At 64.8% G+C, this 15,097-nt stretch carries 14 protein-coding genes; 5 read left to right on the forward strand and 9 right to left on the reverse strand.

The window, feature by feature from the left end; genetic code table 11:
- Positions 1 to 35: 35 nt before the first annotated feature.
- From SPH52_RS05755 to SPH52_RS05765, 3 genes are all read right to left on the reverse strand, one after another.
- Positions 36 to 1,643 carry a carboxyl transferase domain-containing protein gene (locus SPH52_RS05755; RefSeq protein WP_411794034.1) on the reverse strand — a complete coding sequence of 536 codons (1,608 nt, stop codon included), beginning with the start codon at positions 1,641 to 1,643 and terminating at the stop codon, positions 36 to 38.
- An 11-nt stretch (positions 1,644 to 1,654) separates the two neighbouring features.
- Complete coding sequence (locus tag SPH52_RS05760) at positions 1,655 to 2,824, reverse strand: isovaleryl-CoA dehydrogenase (protein WP_411794035.1); 1,170 nt, start codon at positions 2,822 to 2,824, stop codon at positions 1,655 to 1,657.
- Positions 2,825 to 3,082: 258 nt separating this feature from the next.
- Positions 3,083 to 4,021, reverse strand: coding sequence for a sodium-dependent bicarbonate transport family permease (locus SPH52_RS05765; RefSeq protein WP_411794036.1), 939 nt, complete (start codon positions 4,019 to 4,021; stop codon positions 3,083 to 3,085).
- A 132-nt stretch (positions 4,022 to 4,153) separates the two neighbouring features.
- Here SPH52_RS05765 and SPH52_RS05770 point away from each other — a divergent pair, with 132 nt between their 5' ends.
- From SPH52_RS05770 to SPH52_RS05790, 5 genes are all read left to right on the forward strand, one after another.
- Positions 4,154 to 5,107, forward strand: coding sequence for a LysR family transcriptional regulator (locus tag SPH52_RS05770; RefSeq protein WP_411794037.1), 954 nt, complete (start codon positions 4,154 to 4,156; stop codon positions 5,105 to 5,107).
- A gap of 149 nt (positions 5,108 to 5,256) precedes the next feature.
- Positions 5,257 to 6,225, forward strand: coding sequence for a Bug family tripartite tricarboxylate transporter substrate binding protein (locus SPH52_RS05775; protein WP_411794038.1), 969 nt, complete (start codon positions 5,257 to 5,259; stop codon positions 6,223 to 6,225).
- Between the two features lie 58 nt (positions 6,226 to 6,283).
- Positions 6,284 to 6,739, forward strand: a complete 456-nt coding sequence (locus SPH52_RS05780; protein WP_411794039.1) for a tripartite tricarboxylate transporter TctB family protein — start codon at positions 6,284 to 6,286, stop codon at positions 6,737 to 6,739.
- A gap of 12 nt (positions 6,740 to 6,751) precedes the next feature.
- A complete protein-coding gene (locus tag SPH52_RS05785; protein WP_411794040.1) occupies positions 6,752 to 8,260 on the forward strand; it encodes a tripartite tricarboxylate transporter permease in 1,509 nt (502 codons plus the stop codon).
- A 3-nt stretch (positions 8,261 to 8,263) separates the two neighbouring features.
- Positions 8,264 to 9,271, forward strand: coding sequence for an AbrB family transcriptional regulator (locus SPH52_RS05790; RefSeq protein ID WP_411794041.1), 1,008 nt, complete (start codon positions 8,264 to 8,266; stop codon positions 9,269 to 9,271).
- Here the strand turns inward: SPH52_RS05790 and SPH52_RS05795 are convergent.
- Genes SPH52_RS05795 through SPH52_RS05820 form a run of 6 tightly spaced genes read right to left on the reverse strand, consistent with a single transcriptional unit; the run spans position 9,249 to position 15,088 of the window.
- Entirely contained in the window at positions 9,249 to 10,637 is a 1,389-nt protein-coding gene (locus tag SPH52_RS05795; protein WP_411794042.1) for a sensor histidine kinase, read from the reverse strand. The two genes, SPH52_RS05790 and SPH52_RS05795, sit on opposite strands and share 23 nt — an antisense overlap.
- Position 10,638: 1 nt before the next feature.
- Entirely contained in the window at positions 10,639 to 11,307 is a 669-nt protein-coding gene (locus tag SPH52_RS05800) for a response regulator transcription factor (RefSeq protein WP_411794043.1), read from the reverse strand.
- Between the two features lie 13 nt (positions 11,308 to 11,320).
- Positions 11,321 to 12,820, reverse strand: coding sequence for a tripartite tricarboxylate transporter permease (locus tag SPH52_RS05805; protein ID WP_411794044.1), 1,500 nt, complete (start codon positions 12,818 to 12,820; stop codon positions 11,321 to 11,323).
- Between the two features lie 13 nt (positions 12,821 to 12,833).
- Complete coding sequence (locus SPH52_RS05810; protein WP_411794045.1) at positions 12,834 to 13,289, reverse strand: tripartite tricarboxylate transporter TctB family protein; 456 nt, start codon at positions 13,287 to 13,289, stop codon at positions 12,834 to 12,836.
- Between the two features lie 24 nt (positions 13,290 to 13,313).
- Positions 13,314 to 14,276 carry a tripartite tricarboxylate transporter substrate binding protein gene (locus SPH52_RS05815; RefSeq protein WP_411794046.1) on the reverse strand — a complete coding sequence of 321 codons (963 nt, stop codon included), beginning with the start codon at positions 14,274 to 14,276 and terminating at the stop codon, positions 13,314 to 13,316.
- Positions 14,277 to 14,329: 53 nt separating this feature from the next.
- On the reverse strand, positions 14,330 to 15,088 hold the full coding sequence (locus SPH52_RS05820; RefSeq protein ID WP_411794047.1) for a GntR family transcriptional regulator: 759 nt from the start codon (positions 15,086 to 15,088) through the stop codon (positions 14,330 to 14,332).
- Positions 15,089 to 15,097 lie beyond the last annotated feature (9 nt).

The raw sequence follows: 15,097 nt of genomic DNA on the forward strand, positions 1-15,097 counted from the left end.
AAAGTCTTCGAGCGAAGGCGCAGACACTTTACGACTCACATCCGGAACACGCCGAACTTCGTCTCTTGCACTTCCGCATTCATGGCGGCAGCCAGCGAGAGCCCCAGCACGTCGCGGGTCTGGGCCGGGTCGATCACGCCGTCGTCCCACAGCCGTGCGCTGGCATAGTAGGGATGACCCTGGTGCTCATATTGCTCGCGGGTTGGCTGCTTGAAGGCTTCTTCGTCTTCCTTGCTCCACTCGCGGCCTTCGCGCTCGTACTGCTCGCGCTTGACCTGGGCCAGCACGCCGGCGGCCTGTTCGCCGCCCATTACCGAGATGCGCGCGTTGGGCCACATGAACAGCAGGTTGGGGTCGTAGGCGCGGCCGCACATGCCGTAGTTGCCGGCGCCGAAGCTGCCGCCGATCAGCACGGTGAACTTGGGCACCTTGGCGCAGGCCACCGCGGTAACGAGCTTGGCGCCGTGCTTGGCGATGCCTTCGTGCTCATATTTGGAGCCGACCATGAAGCCGGTGATGTTCTGCAGGAATACCAGCGGGATCTTGCGCTGGGCGCACAGCTCGATGAAGTGGGCGCCTTTCACCGCGGATTCGGAGAACAGCACGCCGTTGTTGGCCACGATCCCCACCGGGTAGCCGTGAATATGGGCGAAGCCCGTCACTAGGGTGTCGCCGTAGTAGCGCTTGAACTCGTCGAAGTCGGAGTCGTCGACGATGCGGCCGATCACTTCGCGCACGTCGAACGGCTTCTTGAGGTCGGTGCCGACGATGCCGTAGATCTCGCTGGGGTCCAGCCGCGGGGGCTTGGGCTCCTGCATCTTGAGCTGGCCGCGCTTCTGCCAGTTCAGCCGCGACACGCAGCCGCGCGCAAGCTGCAGGGCGTGGGCGTCGTTCTCGGCGTAGTGGTCGGCCACGCCGCTGATCTTGGCGTGCACGTCGGCGCCGCCCAGGTCTTCGGCGCTGATGCTCTCGCCGGTCGCCGCCTTCACCAGCGGCGGGCCGCCGAGGAAGATGGTGCCCTGCTGCTTGACGATGATCGACTCGTCGGCCATGGCCGGCACGTAGGCGCCGCCGGCGGTGCACGAGCCCATCACCACGGCGATCTGCGGAATGCCTTCGGCGGAGAGGGTGGCCTGGTTGTAGAAGATGCGCCCGAAGTGGTCGCGGTCGGGGAAGACTTCGTCCTGGCGGGGCAGGAAGGCGCCGCCGGAGTCGACCAGGTAGATGCACGGCAGGCGGTGCTTGCGGGCGATCTCCTGGGCACGGATGTGCTTCTTCACCGTCAGCGGGTAGTAGGTGCCGCCCTTGACGGTGGCGTCGTTGGCGACGATCACGCACTCCACGCCCGAGACACGGCCGATGCCGGTGACCACGCCGGCGGCGGGCACGTCGCTCTCGTAGACTTCATGGGCCGCCAGCGCCGAGAACTCGAGGAAAGGCGAGCCTTCATCGATCAGATGGTCGATGCGGTCGCGCACGAACAGCTTGCCGCGGGATTCGTGCCGGGTGCGAGCCTTCTCGCCGCCGCCCTGGCTGATCGCCGCGGTCAGCTCGCGCAGCTTCATTACCTCATGCCGCATGGCCTTTTCGTTGGCCTGGAAGCCGTCGCTGCGCGGATTGACTTTGGTGTTCAAAATCGCCATTGTCGGCTCCCTTACTTGGACTCGTTGAAGAGTTCGCGGCCGATCAACATCCGGCGAATCTCACTCGTTCCGGCGCCGATTTCGTACAGCTTGGCGTCGCGCAGCAGGCGCCCGGTGGGGTATTCGTTGATGTAGCCGTTGCCGCCGAGCAGTTGAATGGCGTCCAGTGCCACCTGGGTAGCCTTCTCGGCGCAGTAGAGGATCACCCCGGCGGCGTCCTTGCGGGAAGTCTGGCCGCGGTCGCAGGCGGCCGCCACGGCGTAGAGATAGGCGCGGCAAGCGTTCAGGGTGGTGTACATGTCGGCAATCTTGCCTTGCACCAGTTGGAACTCGCCGATGGACTGATCGAACTGCTTGCGCTCGTGAATATAGGGCACCACGACGTCCATGGCGGCTTGCATGATGCCGATGGGGCCGGCGGCGAGCACGGTGCGCTCGTAGTCCAGGCCGCTCATCAGTACGCGCACGCCTTTGCCTTCCTCGCCCAGGATGTTCTCGGCCGGCACTTCGCAGTCCTGGAACACCAGCTCGCAGGTATTGGAGCCGCGCATGCCCAGCTTGTCGAGCTTCTGGGCGGTGGAGAAGCCCGGCATGCCCTTCTCGATGATGAAGGCGGTGATGCCTTTTGAGCCCGCTTCCGGGTCGGTCTTGGCGTAGACCACCAGCACGTCGGCGTCGGGGCCATTGGTGATCCACATCTTGTTGCCGTTGAGGATATAGCGGTCGCCGTCCTGGCGCGCGCGCAGCTTCATGGAGACCACATCGGAACCGGCACCCGGTTCGGACATGGCCAGCGCGCCGACGTGCTCGCCGCTGATCAGCTTGGGCAGGTACTTGGCCTTCTGCTCGGCACTGGCGTTGATCTTGAGCTGGTTCACGCACAGGTTGGAGTGCGCGCCGTAGGAGAGGCCTACCGAGGCACTGGCCCGTGAAATCTCCTCCATGGCGATGCAGTGCGCCAGGTAGCCCATGCCGCTGCCGCCGTCCTCTTCCGGCACGGTGATGCCGAGCAGGCCCATGTCACCGAACTTGCGCCACAGGTCGTTGGGGAACTCGTTCTTCTCGTCGATCTCGGCGGCGCGCGGGGCGATCTCGTCGCGGGCGAAGGCATTCACGTGGTCGCGCAGCATGTTGAGTTCGTCATCGAGGCCGAAGTCGAGGGGCTTGTAGGACGTGAACATGGCGGCGGAACTCCCTAGTGTCAGTGGTGGACCAGCTGTCTGGTGATGCGGGCCGCGCAGGCGCAACGCGCAGTGCTATTTACGAATGGTACTAGACTAGGTGAGGTTGACGTTAACGTAAAGTGCAGCTTTGAAGGGTGCGACGAATGTCGAAGATGCGGCACGGGAAAGGAACGCAAAGCAGGGAGTAAAGGGAAGCGTGGCAGAAGGTTGGGGCGAGCGCCACCGGCCAACGTGACCGGTGGCTTGGCAACAGGCTCAGCCCAGCCACATGGCGAGCTGATGGTAGATGGGGATGCCCACGATCACGTTCAGCGGGAAAGTGAAGCCGAGCGCCGCCAGCATGGCCAGGCCGATGTTGGCCTGGGGAATGGCGGTACGCATGGCGGCCGGGGCGGCGATGTACGAGGCGCTGGCGGCAAGGGCGGTGAGGATCATCAGCGAGCCGGTGGGCAGGCCCAGCATCAGCCCGACGGCCAGGCCGGCCATGGCCAGCACGAACGGCGCCACCAGGGCAAAGGTGAGCAGGCGCCAGTGATACCAGGGAATGGGGCGCAGGGTTTCCGCCGCGGTCAGGCCCATCTGCAGCAGGAACAGCGCCAGCACGGCGTGGAAGGCACCCATCAGCAGGTCGGTGACGTTGGCGCCCTCCATCGGGCCGTACATGGCACCGATCACCGCGCCGCCGGCCAGCAGGATCACGCCGCGGTTGGTCAGTGTCTCGTGCCAGATGCCTTGCAGGGCTTCGCTGGAATCCTTGCCGGAGTAGCGGCGGAACAGCGCGATGGCGACCATGATCGCCGGCAGCTCCATCATCACCAGGTAGAGGGTGACCTCGGCGCCGATGGGCAGGGCACGGCTCTCGGCGAAGGCCAGCGCCACGGCGAAGGTACCGGCGCTGACCGAGCCGTAGTGGGCGGCAATGCTGGCACTGTCGGCTGGCGAGAGTCGCACCAGGCGGCGCAGTATCGGCATCAGAGCCAGCGGGATCAGCCCCCCCAGGAGGGCGACCGCGAGCAGTTCCGGTATCAGCGACCAGCCGAGATTGCCGTACAGCGCCATGCCACCCTTGAGGCCGATGGTCAGCATCAGCAGCAGGCTCAGGGTGTCGTAGGCGGCCTTGGGAATGGTGAGATCGGATTTCACGACGCCGGCGAGCAGGCCGAGCAGGAAGAACATCACGACGATGTCTGGCATGGGGCTCTCTTTTTCTTGAAGCGCAATGGCAGGGTAGTCGCGGATTGTGAGGAGTGCGTGATATGGATTCCAATTGAATATTCAGGCGAATAGCATAGATGATCATCTATGTAGGTCTTTTCGGAGCGCGCCGTGAACGTACGCCATCTGACGTTTCGCTTGCTGCAGGTCTATGCCACCGTGGTGCACAGTGGCTCGGTCAGCGAGGCCGCGCGCCAACTGCACCTGACCCAGCCGACCGTGTCCCAGCAGCTCAAGCGGCTGGGCGAGGCAGTAGGGGAGCCGCTGCTGATCGTGCGGCAGGGTCGGCTGGTGCCCACCGAAGCGGGGCGAGAGCTCTACCGCGCCAGCCGCGAGGTGCTGGGTCGCTTCGACGACTTCCAGGACTACCTGGAGGCGCTGCGCGGTGGCGAGCGCGGCCGCTTCAGCATCGCCCTGGTCAATACCGCCCAATACGTATTGCCGCGACTGCTCGGCCCCTACAGTCAGGCCTTTCCCGAGGTCGACGTGACCCTGCACATCGGCAACCGCCGCCAGATGCTCACGCGCTTCGAACGCCAGGACGACGACCTCTACGTATTCAGCCACCCGCCCTCGCTAGCGCATGCCCTGGCCGGACGCTTCCTGCGCAACCCGCTGGTCGTGGTGGCGCCCCATGACCATCCTCTGGCCCATCACGAGCGCATCGCCATGGGTGAATTGCTGGGCGAGCGTTTCTTGCTGCGCGAGCCGGGCTCGGCCACTCGCATGATGTTCGAGAGCTGGCTGCAGGAACACGGCCTATCGCTGGGGCCGACCCTGCAGATGGCAAGCAACGAGGCGATTCGCGTCGGCGTGGCCGCCGGCATGGGCCTGACCGTGCTTTCCGAGCACGTGTTGCCGCCGGAACACCCCGACCTGGTGATCCTGCCGGTCACCGACTTCCCGATCGAGAGCCACTGGCAGTTCATCGTGCGCCGCGACCGTCGCCTGCCTCATGCTGCGCTGGGCTTTCTGGGCTTCGCGGCTGGGCATCTCGACGAGTGCGTAGAGCCACGCTTCGTGGCCAACGAGTTGAAGGAGATGTTGGGGCGGCTGGGAACTTAGACAATGGTCGAAGATGAGATGCATGCAAGCTTGGTGACAGGTTGGCCCTCTAGAGTTGGCGCTGTCGAGGCGAGTCCTCGAACCAAACCAACAATGAGGATGTATACGCCATGTTCGAACGAATCACCCAAACTGGGCGGAAGGTGCTCATGACCGGCACCTTGGCGGCCCTGCTGGCTTCGCTTTCATTGACGGCTCCCGTGGCGGCGGACGACTTCCCGGACCGCCCGGTTGACCTGGTGGTCGGCTTCGGTACCGGCGGCAGCGCCGACCGCCTGGCTCGCTCCATGTCCAACTTCCTGTCCGAAGAGCTGGGCGTTCCGGTGCGGGTCACCAACCGCCCGGGGGCGGGCACCCAGATCTCCGCCAACTACATCCTGTCGCGGCCGGACGATGGCTATACCCTCTACGCCTCCACCTTCGCGCCCTACCTGACCAACACCATCCTGACCGGTGGGGCCTCCTATGCCATCGACGACTTCTCCTTCATCAACTTCCAGTGGTTCGACCTCGACCTGATCGCCGCCAACAAGGACAGCGGCTTCGAGGACCTGCCTTCGCTGCTGGAGGAGATCCGCGACAACCCCGGCCAGGTGCGCGGCTCGGTGGTGCAGGGCTCGGCCGGCCACCTGATGGTGCGGCTGCTGCTCGAAGAGGCGGGCATTCCCCAGGAGAACCTCAACCTGGTCACCTACAACAGCGGCGGGGAGGCGCGTTCTGCCGTGGCCGGTGGCCAGGTGCACTTCACTTCGATCAGCGCCGAGGGCAGCGAGGGTATTCGCGAGTTCCTGACGCCACTGGCGGTCATCAGCGATGAGCGCGTCGAGCAGTGGGACGCTCCCCCCATCAACGAGGCGCTCGAGCCGATGGACCTCGAAGTGCCGGTGCTGCAGGGCTCGATGCGTGGCTTCGCCGTCAGCAGCGAGATGGAGCGTCAGTACCCCGAGCGCTTCGAGGCGCTCTCCGAGGCGATCCAGAACACCCTGGCGCGCAAGGATGTCCAGGACCATCTCTCGACCAACGACATCGGCGGCGTCTGGGTCGGCCCCGAGCGCTCCAATGAGCTGATGCGCGAGAACTACGAAGTCTTCGAGCAGTACGCCCACCTGCTGAAGTGATCCCCGTTGCATGATGCGGCCCCGGCCAGCCATGGTCGGGGCCGCCTGGAGTCGTCCCATGTCCACCAACAAACGCGACTATGGGGACCTGCTGGTCCTCATGGCCCTGGCCGGCTTTACCCTGTGGTACCTGCTGGATGCCATCCGGGTCTCCTCGGCCGTACAGAATCTTCTGCTGATCCTGCCGCTCTCCATTGTGGTGCTGGCCATCGTGCTGCTGGAAGTGGCGCTGCGCCTGAAGCGGGGCACGCTATTCACCCGGCCGGCTGACGACAGCGAGCCGCTGCACCGCACCCTGCCGGTGGTGGGGCTCTTCGCCGCCTACGTGATCTCGCTCGAAATCCTGGGGTTCGATGTGGCCACGGTGCTGTTCGTTGCGCTGTACCTGGTCATGAAGGGCGAGCGCAACTGGCTGCTGCTGGGCGGCTACAGCCTGGCCTTCGGTTTCGGCGCGGCGTTCTTCTTCGCGCAGATGCTGCCCTATCCCATGCACATGCTGGTCCTTCAGGGCTGAGGGAGTGACACCATGATCGATCTTGTCGCCGTCGAGCAGGGGCTGGCCCTGCTGTTCACCAGTTTTTCGCCGTGGATGGTCGTGATTCCGGGTATCGTCATCGGGCTGATCTTCGGTGCCACGCCGGGCCTGCAGATCTCCATGGCCATGGCGATCTTCCTGCCCATGACGCTGTACATGGATTTCGTGCAGGCGATGCTGTTCTTGACCGCGATCTTCACCGGGGGCTCCTTCGGCAGCGGCATCCCGGCCATCCTGATGAACATACCCGGTACCTCCTCGGCGATCGCCACCGCCTTCGACGGCTACCCCATGGCGCGCCAGGGCAAGCACAACCAGGCACTGGGAGTGGCGCTGGCCTCGTCGGTGATCGGCGTGCTGATGGGCTACCTGATCCTGTTCGTGATGATCCAGCCGCTCTCCTTCATGGTGCTGAAGCTGGGGCCGGCGGAGATGTTCGCGGTGATCCTGTGGGGCATGACGCTGATCGCCAGCCTCAAGGGCGACCAGGTGCTGAAGGGGCTGCTGGCTGGCTTCATCGGCCTGCTGGTCGGCACCATCGGCTTCAACGAGCTGGGCATGGCGCGCGGTACCCTGGGTCAGCCCTACCTGCTCGACGGGGTGCCGGTGATCCCCGCCATGATGGGCATGTTCGCTGCCTCGGAGCTGTTCAAACTGGCCAACAAAGGCTTCATCGTCGAGTCGGAGGCCGCGCGCAAGGTCAAGCTCGGGGAGATCTTCCAGGGCTGCAAGATGGCGATCCGCTACCCCTGGGTGATGATCCGCGGTGGCCTGATCGGGGTCTTCGTCGGGGCGGTGCCTGGGGTCGGCTCGTCGGTCTCCAACCTGCTCTCCTACGTGGAGACCCAGCGCCGCGACAAGGATCCTTCCTCGTTCGGCAAGGGCAATCCCAAGGGGGTAGTGGCCTCCGAGTCGGCCAACAGCACCTCCGAGGCGGGTTCCATGGCCACCTTGCTGGCGCTGGGCATTCCGGGCGGCGGGGCCACGGCGGTAATGCTGGCGGCCTTCGCCATGCACAACATCACCGGCGGGCCGCAGTTCATCCGCCAGCAAACCGATGTGGTCTACGCCATCATCTTCGCCAACTTCGCCCAGGTGTTCCTGCTGATGGTGATCGGCCTGCTGTTCATTCCGTTGCTGGCCAACATCGTCAAGGTGCCGATGCGCTACCTGATCCCCTCGGTGCTGGTGCTGGCGGTGATGGGCTCCTTCGGCCTGACCGGCAACATGACCGGCCCCGCCACGGTGCTGATCTTCGCGGTGGTGGGTTGGCTGCTGCGCCACTACGGCTATTCGGTGCCCGCCGCGGTCATCGGCATGCTGCTGGGCGCCATGGCGGAGAAATCGCTGCTGCACTCCTACCAGATCAGCGGCGGCAACCTGGCCTACGTGCTGGAGCGCCCGGTGACGTTGATCATCCTGGCGCTGCTGCTGGTCTCGCTGTTCGGCCAGCGCCTGGTGAACTGGTTCCGGCGGCGACGCCAGCCGCTCGGCGCCTGAGCGATGGCGCGGCGTACCGTCTCGACACTCTTGATCGGAGCCCTGGGCGGCGGCATCGCCGCCCTTGTCTCGCTGCCCATGGCCTGGATGCTGGGGCCACTGTTCGCAGTGCTGATCGCCTCGCTGGCCGGTATAAGGGCGGGCATCGACAAGCGCCTGCACCGCGGCTCCATCGCCATGCTGGGGCTGTTCATCGGCAATCGCATCGAGCTCGACGAGCTGTCGCACCTGCTGGAATGGTACCCCAGCGTGCTGGCCATGCTGGCCTACATGGGCGTGATGCTGGCCGGGGGCGCCTGGCTGTTCTCCCACAGTGGAATGAGCCGGCTGAGCGCCGTGTTCTGCTCCTTCCCGGGCAGCATGAATGCCACGGTCATACTGGCCGAGCGCCTGGGCGTGGACATTCGCTGGATCGCCATCACCCACGCCATGCGCCTGGTGATCGTGGTGGCTTCCGCGGCCTTCATGGCCAGCTACCTGGCCGGTGGCATCGTGCTCGGCGAGGGCAACGGCGTGAGCTGGCAGAACCTCTCGCTGCTGGTGCTGGCCCCGGCCTCCTGGTGGCTGGGCCGGCTGCTGAGCTTCCCCCTGCCGGAGTTCCTCGGGCCCATGGCCGTGGGTGCGGTGCTGGCAACGCTGGGTCATGGCGTGGTGCTGCCCGATCTGCTGCTGGTCGCGACCTTCCTGGTGCTGGGCAGCTCGGTGGGCGCGCGCTTTGCCGGTACGCCCTGGCGGCGGGTCGTCCAGGTGGGGCGCTTCGGCCTGTTGTTCGGGCTCTACGCGGTGCTGATGGCGGTAGCCGCCGCCTGGCTGCTGTCGACCTTCACGCCTCATTCCTTTGCGGCGGCTCTGCTGGCGCTGCTGCCGGGTGGGGTGGGAGAGATGGCGGTGATTGCGGTGGCGCTGGATGTCGACCCTATCTACGTGGTGACCCACCACGTGCTGCGCCTGCTGCTGCTGATCCTGGCCACGCCGGTGGTCATAGCGCTCAGCCAACGAATGGCGCGCTAGAAAGCGGGAAGGTCACGGTCACCGTGAGTCCCGATCCGGGCGGGCTGTCGAGCTCCAGCGTGGCGCCGTGGGCGCGGGCGATCTCGTCGACGATGGCCAAGCCAAGGCCGCTGCCTGGCGTCTCGGGGCTGGCGCGGAAGAAACGTTCGGTCAGTCGGGTCAGTTGTTGCGCGCTTACGCCGCAACCGTCGTCGCTGACCCGCAGCCGTGCCGTCTTGGCGTTGCAGGAAACGGCAACATAAATGGTGCCACGATAGGGCTGACCGCCACCTGCATGCTGGCTGGCATTCTCGATCAGGTTCTGGACCAGCCAGCGTAGCATCACGCTGTCGCCGAAGATCCGGCTGCCCGCCTCGGCGGCGCAGAACTCCAGCTCCTGGCCGCGCTGGTAGATGCGCGAGATCGCCTCGGCGCAGGCCTCGCGGCAGATCTCGGCGAGATCGAACTCGGTCATGGCCGAGGCGTCCACCAACTCATGGCGCGCCTTGGCCAGGGTGAGCAACTGCTGAACCAGGTAACCGGCGTGCTCGGCGATCCGGCCGATCTCGTGCAGGTCGTGCCTGGCCTCGGGGGCGGGGGAGCGGCTCACGGCCAGCTCCGCCAGGGCGCGAATCTCCGACAGCGGCGTGCGCAACTGATGCGAGACATCGGCGTTGAACTGCTGGGTGTTGTAGATGCTCTGGCGCATGCGCTGCATCAGGCCGTTGATGCTGGCGACCAGGGTGGCAACCTCTCTTGGCACCTCGGCCTGGATTGGTTCGAGATCGTTCTGTGAGCGACGGCGCAGCGAGCGGCTGATCGCGCGCAGCGGCGCCAGGCCGCGATGAATGGCCAGCAGGGCGATGGTCACGGCGAGTAAGCCGCCGATGGCGATCAGGATCGTGAGCGTGAACAGGAACTCGTTGATCAGGCTCTCCCGCGCTTCGGTGGATTCGGCAACGATAACCTCGATCTGCCCGCTGCGGTTCGCTCGGACCACGGGAAAGGTGGTGGCCACGGCGCGCAGCGTGTTGCCGGCGTAGCGGGTGTCGTAGAACAGCGGCCCTTCGAGCGGCCCGGGAGGGTCCGCCAGGCCGTCGAAGCCAGCCAGGATGTTGCCTTCGGCGTCGCGGATCCGATAGAAGATCTTGCCATCCCCCCGGCTGCCCAGGGTGCTGATGCTGAAGTAGTGCATGTTGATGCGCAGTTCGCCATCTACCGAATAGATTCGCCGCTCCAGGCGCTCTGCGGCGTTGAGCAACATGTCGTCGAAGGTTTCGGTTATCTGGCGGGAGAGCACGTAGTAGCTGGTGACGAGCGTCAGCAGGCCGACCAGGGTGAATGGCAGGCCGATCCAGAGCAGCAGGCGCGAGCGTATGGAGGTCATATCAGCTGGGCTTGTCGTCGAGCAGGTAGCCGAGCCCGCGTACGGTGCGTAGCTGGATGCTGTCGCCCAGCTTCTTGCGCAGTCGCGAGATGTAGGTCTCGACGGCGCTGTGGGTGAGGGTGTCGTCCAGGTCAGAGAGGCGGTCGACGAGCTGCGCCTTGCTCACCAGGCGCCCCTGGTTGATCAGCAGGTACTCGAGCACTTCTCGCTCACGGCGATGCAGCGTGACCGGCTGCCCACCCACCAGCACGGCAGGGCTGCCGGAAGGAAGCTCGATGTCGCCGCACTGCAGGCTGTTCTCGCCGAACTGCTTGGCCCGGCGTACCAGAGCCTTCGCCCGGGCAACCACCTCCACCAGCGAGAAGGGCTTGGCCAGGTAGTCGTCGGCGCCTTCTTCCAGACCCAGTACCCGCTGGTCGAGGGCGTCCCGTGCCGAAATGATCAGCACGGGTGTCTTGTCATGCCGGCTGCGCAGGCGGCGGAGCAAATGGATGCCATCCAGCTTGGGCAGCCCCAGGTCCAACAGGATCAAATCGAAGGAGAGGGTTCGCAGCATGAGCTCGGCGCTCCGGCCATCGCCGCAGGTCTCCACCTGGAACCCGGCTTCCTCGAGAAAGGTGGCGATGGAGGTGGCCAGGTTCGGGTTGTCTTCGATGACCAGAGTTTTCACATGGCACCCCTGTTCAGGCTTCGGACAGGCGTCGCCTCTGACGCAATGCTTTCCAGAGCTGGGAGAGCAGGACTGCCGCAAGGAGAGCGATGATGCCCAGGGAAATGGGGCGGGTGAACAGGACCGTCCAATCGTTCTGGGAGATCAGCATGGACAGGCGCAGGTTCTGCTCGGCCATGGGGCCCAACAGGACTCCCAGCACCACGGGGGCCAACGGGAAAGCGAGCCGATTGAGCAAGTAGCCGACCAGGCCGAAGGCCAACATGACGTAGAGATCCGTCACGTTGCCGTTGACGGTGTAGATGCCTATGGCCATCAATACCATGGTGGTGGGTACCAGCAACGCAGTGGGCATGCGCAGGATCTGGGCGAACAGGCGAGTGGCAACCATGCCACCGAGCAGCAGGAGCAGCATGGCCGTCAGCAGCAATTGCCACATGAAGCCGAAGACGACATCGGGCGAGCGGGTGAACAGCTGCGGCCCAGGTTGAAGTCCGTGGATCATCAGGGCACCCAAGACCAGGGCGGCGATCAGGTTGCCGGGTATGCCCAGCGTTAGGGAGGGGATCATGGCCGAGGCATTGTCGGCACTATTGCCGGATTCGGCCGCGGCGACGCCGACCGGATTGCCGGTGCCGAAGGTCTCGGGATCCGGTGCTTTGCGCTTGGCCTCGTTATAGCTGAGCAGTGCCGCCAGGTTGCCGCCGGCACCGGGCAGGATGCCTACACAGACGCCGATTACCGAGGAGCGGGTCCAGGTGCGCCAGTAGCGCCGCACCAGGCCCAGGCTGCCGCCATCGGCCGTGACGCGAAAGCTATCGGCGTTGAAGTAGGATTCGTTGCGCTTTTCCGCCATCTCCAGCACTGGAGGTAAGGCGTAGAGTCCGATCAGGACGATGAGCAGCTCGAAGCCACCCACCAGGTAGAGGGTACCGAAGGTATAGCGCTCTTCACCGCTGATGGCGTCGACCCCCACCAGGCCGATGATGACGCCGAGCAGGGCGCTGATCATGCCTTTGCTGATGTCCTTGCCGACCAGGACGGCGATGCTGACGAGGCCGAAAATGGCTACCCAGAAATACTCCGAGGGACCGAAGGCCAAGGTTACCTTGGCGAGCATGGGGGCCAATGTCATCAGGGCCAGGGCACTGACGATACCGCCGATGGCGGAGGACCAGCACGCAGTCTTGAGGGCGAGTCCACCTTGTCCCTTGCGTGTCATCGGGTAGCCATCGAAGGTGGTGGCGATGGCGGCAGGTGTACCCGGGATATTGAGCAGGATGGCCGGGATGGAGCCGCCGTACATGGAGCCGTTGTAGATGCCGGCCACCAGCCCCAGGGCGATGATGGGGTCGAACCCGTAGGTCAGAGGCAGCATCAATGCAATGGCCATGACCGGGTTGAGGCCCGGCAGGGCGCCAATCAGGATGCCGATCAGGGTGCCAACGACCAGGCTGACCAGCGACCCGAGCTGCAGCGCTACCGGGAGCGCGTTCAACAGTGATTCGAACATGGGGACACCCTTTCTACGAAGCGAGGAAGAACTCGACGGGCAGGGGGCGCTTGAGCACCACGGCAAACAGGCCATACAGCAGGGTGATGAAGACCAGGGTTATGCTAAGGACTACCACGGGTCGTCGTTCTCCCAGCACAGGCGCCAACACGGTGATGAACAGGGCGCTGGTGGTGTAGAAGCCCACGGCTGGCAGGGCCACGTAATAGACCAAGCAGCAGCCCAGTGTGGCCAGGAAGCGCCCGGGGTGGTCCACCAAGGCCATGACGGGCTGGCGACTGGGGCCTCTGGCGAGGAGGTCCACCGAGCTGCGCCAGATCAGGGGCAGCGAGAACATTCCCATCAGGGCTCCAGCTCCGATGGGAATGTAGGCGGCGTCGGCATAGAAGTCCTTCCCTATCCAGGCGGTGGTGGCACCGATGATGAGGAAGGCGATGCCAGAGAAGAGATCTCTGTAGGTTATGGACATGTTGGCTCCCTGTGCAGGCACAGGTCAGTGTTGCTTGAGGCCGAGGTTTTCCAGGGTTTCGCCAATGGCTTCCGTCTCCAGGCGCAGCCGCTCGCGCAGTTCTTCCCCTCGCACCAGGTTGAGGGTTTCACCTTGGGCAGCAAGGAAGTCCTGGAATTCGGGGTGTTCCACGGCACGGGCCACTGCGTCGGCGACCACTTCGGTGCGCTCCTGGTCCATTCCTTCCGGGCCCAGCATCATGCGCCAGAGCACGGTTTCCAGCTCCGGGTGGCCAAGGGCCGCGAGCCCGGATGCTTGGGGCAGGGCTGCGTTGTCATCGGCAGAGGTCACGAGCAGGCACTTGGCCTTGCCATCCTCGACATAGGGCAGCACCGGCGTGATGGAGCCACCGTAGATGTCGACATGGCCACCGAGAAAGTTCTGCAGGGTTTCGCCGGCGCCGCCGAATGGGATGGGGCGGGCGGTGATGTCGAAGGCGTTGAAGATGCGCTCGGCGGCCAGGCGCATGGTGCCGCCGACGCCATCGTTGCCATAGGTGTAGTGACCGGGGTTGGCCTGCAGCTCGGCAAGGAACTCCTCGGCGTTTTCAGCAGGAAAATCGGGCGATACGCAAAGGGTGTAGGCACTCTGCGAGGTGCTGGTAATAGGGGTCAGCGTCTCGTAGGAATATTGCACGCGCTGCATGTGCGGCACCGTGGTGATGGGGCTGTTCCAGGTGGAGAGCAGGATATAGCCATCGGCACGCGACCGGGCTAGCTGGTTGACCCCGATGGCGCCACCGCCACCGGCAACGTTGAGCACGGCGGCGGGCTGGCCCAGCTCCTGTTCGAGGTACTGGTTGAGCATCCGGGCGACGTTGTCCGTGCCGCCACCGGCAGGCGCCGGCACGATGATTTCGATAGGGCGGTTGGGGTAGTCGCTTGCCATGACGGGGGTGAAGGCAGCGGCTGAAATGGCGGCGGCGGTAATGAGCAGCGTGGTTTTCATTTGTTGTACCTGTCGTTTCGAATCAGTGGGGATGCGGGCACTGCGCCATTGCATCAGGTGGGTTGTTCGCCGAGGGTGACGCGATAACGGAACCGCTCGGGGCGGCCATGCACGCGTCGGTACTCGATGACACGACCCACCGGGTTGCGCGCAACGCGCTCGATGACGGCAACCGGTGAATTGGCAGGTAGCGCCAGATGCTTGGCGCTGGCCGAGGTGGCGGTACCGAACGAAAGCTCATCCGTTGCAGACGAGATGAGGATCCCGAATTCCTGCAGAAATACCGGATAGAGCAGGGGCCCCATCTCCTTGGGATCGAGTGACAACAGTCCATCGAAATCGGGCAGGCGCAGAAATATCTCCTCGAACAGCAGGGGATCTCCGGCCCAGAGACGCACGCGTTCCAACTTGAGGCAGCGTGCGCCAGCGTCGTCGCCGAAAGCCCGCTTGACCTCGGGAGGCAAGTCGACCTTCTGGCGAGTAAGAATTCGGCTCTCGGGTATCACCGGGCCGTCGGGATCTTCCACGTCATGAACGTGGAAGAAGCGGAACAGGTCAGCACGAAACGCCGGCTGCTTGACGAAGGTGCCGGTTCCGCGTCGGCGTTCCAGCAAGCCTTCGTCCACGAGCTGCTTGAGCCCCATGCGCATGGTGGCCAGGGCGACGCCGTACTCCTCGGCGAGGCGGTTCTCGGACGGGATCATGTCGCCGGGCGACCATTCGCCATTGGCGATCCGAGATGCCAGTTGATCGCGCAGACGGGCGTATAGCGGCAGGCGTCCATCAGTACGAGGGTTATGCAGCGCTTGCATGAGTGATTC

Origin of the sequence: Halomonas sp. A29 (assembly GCF_046723295.1) — a bacterium.
Taxonomy (GTDB): domain Bacteria; phylum Pseudomonadota; class Gammaproteobacteria; order Pseudomonadales; family Halomonadaceae; genus Halomonas.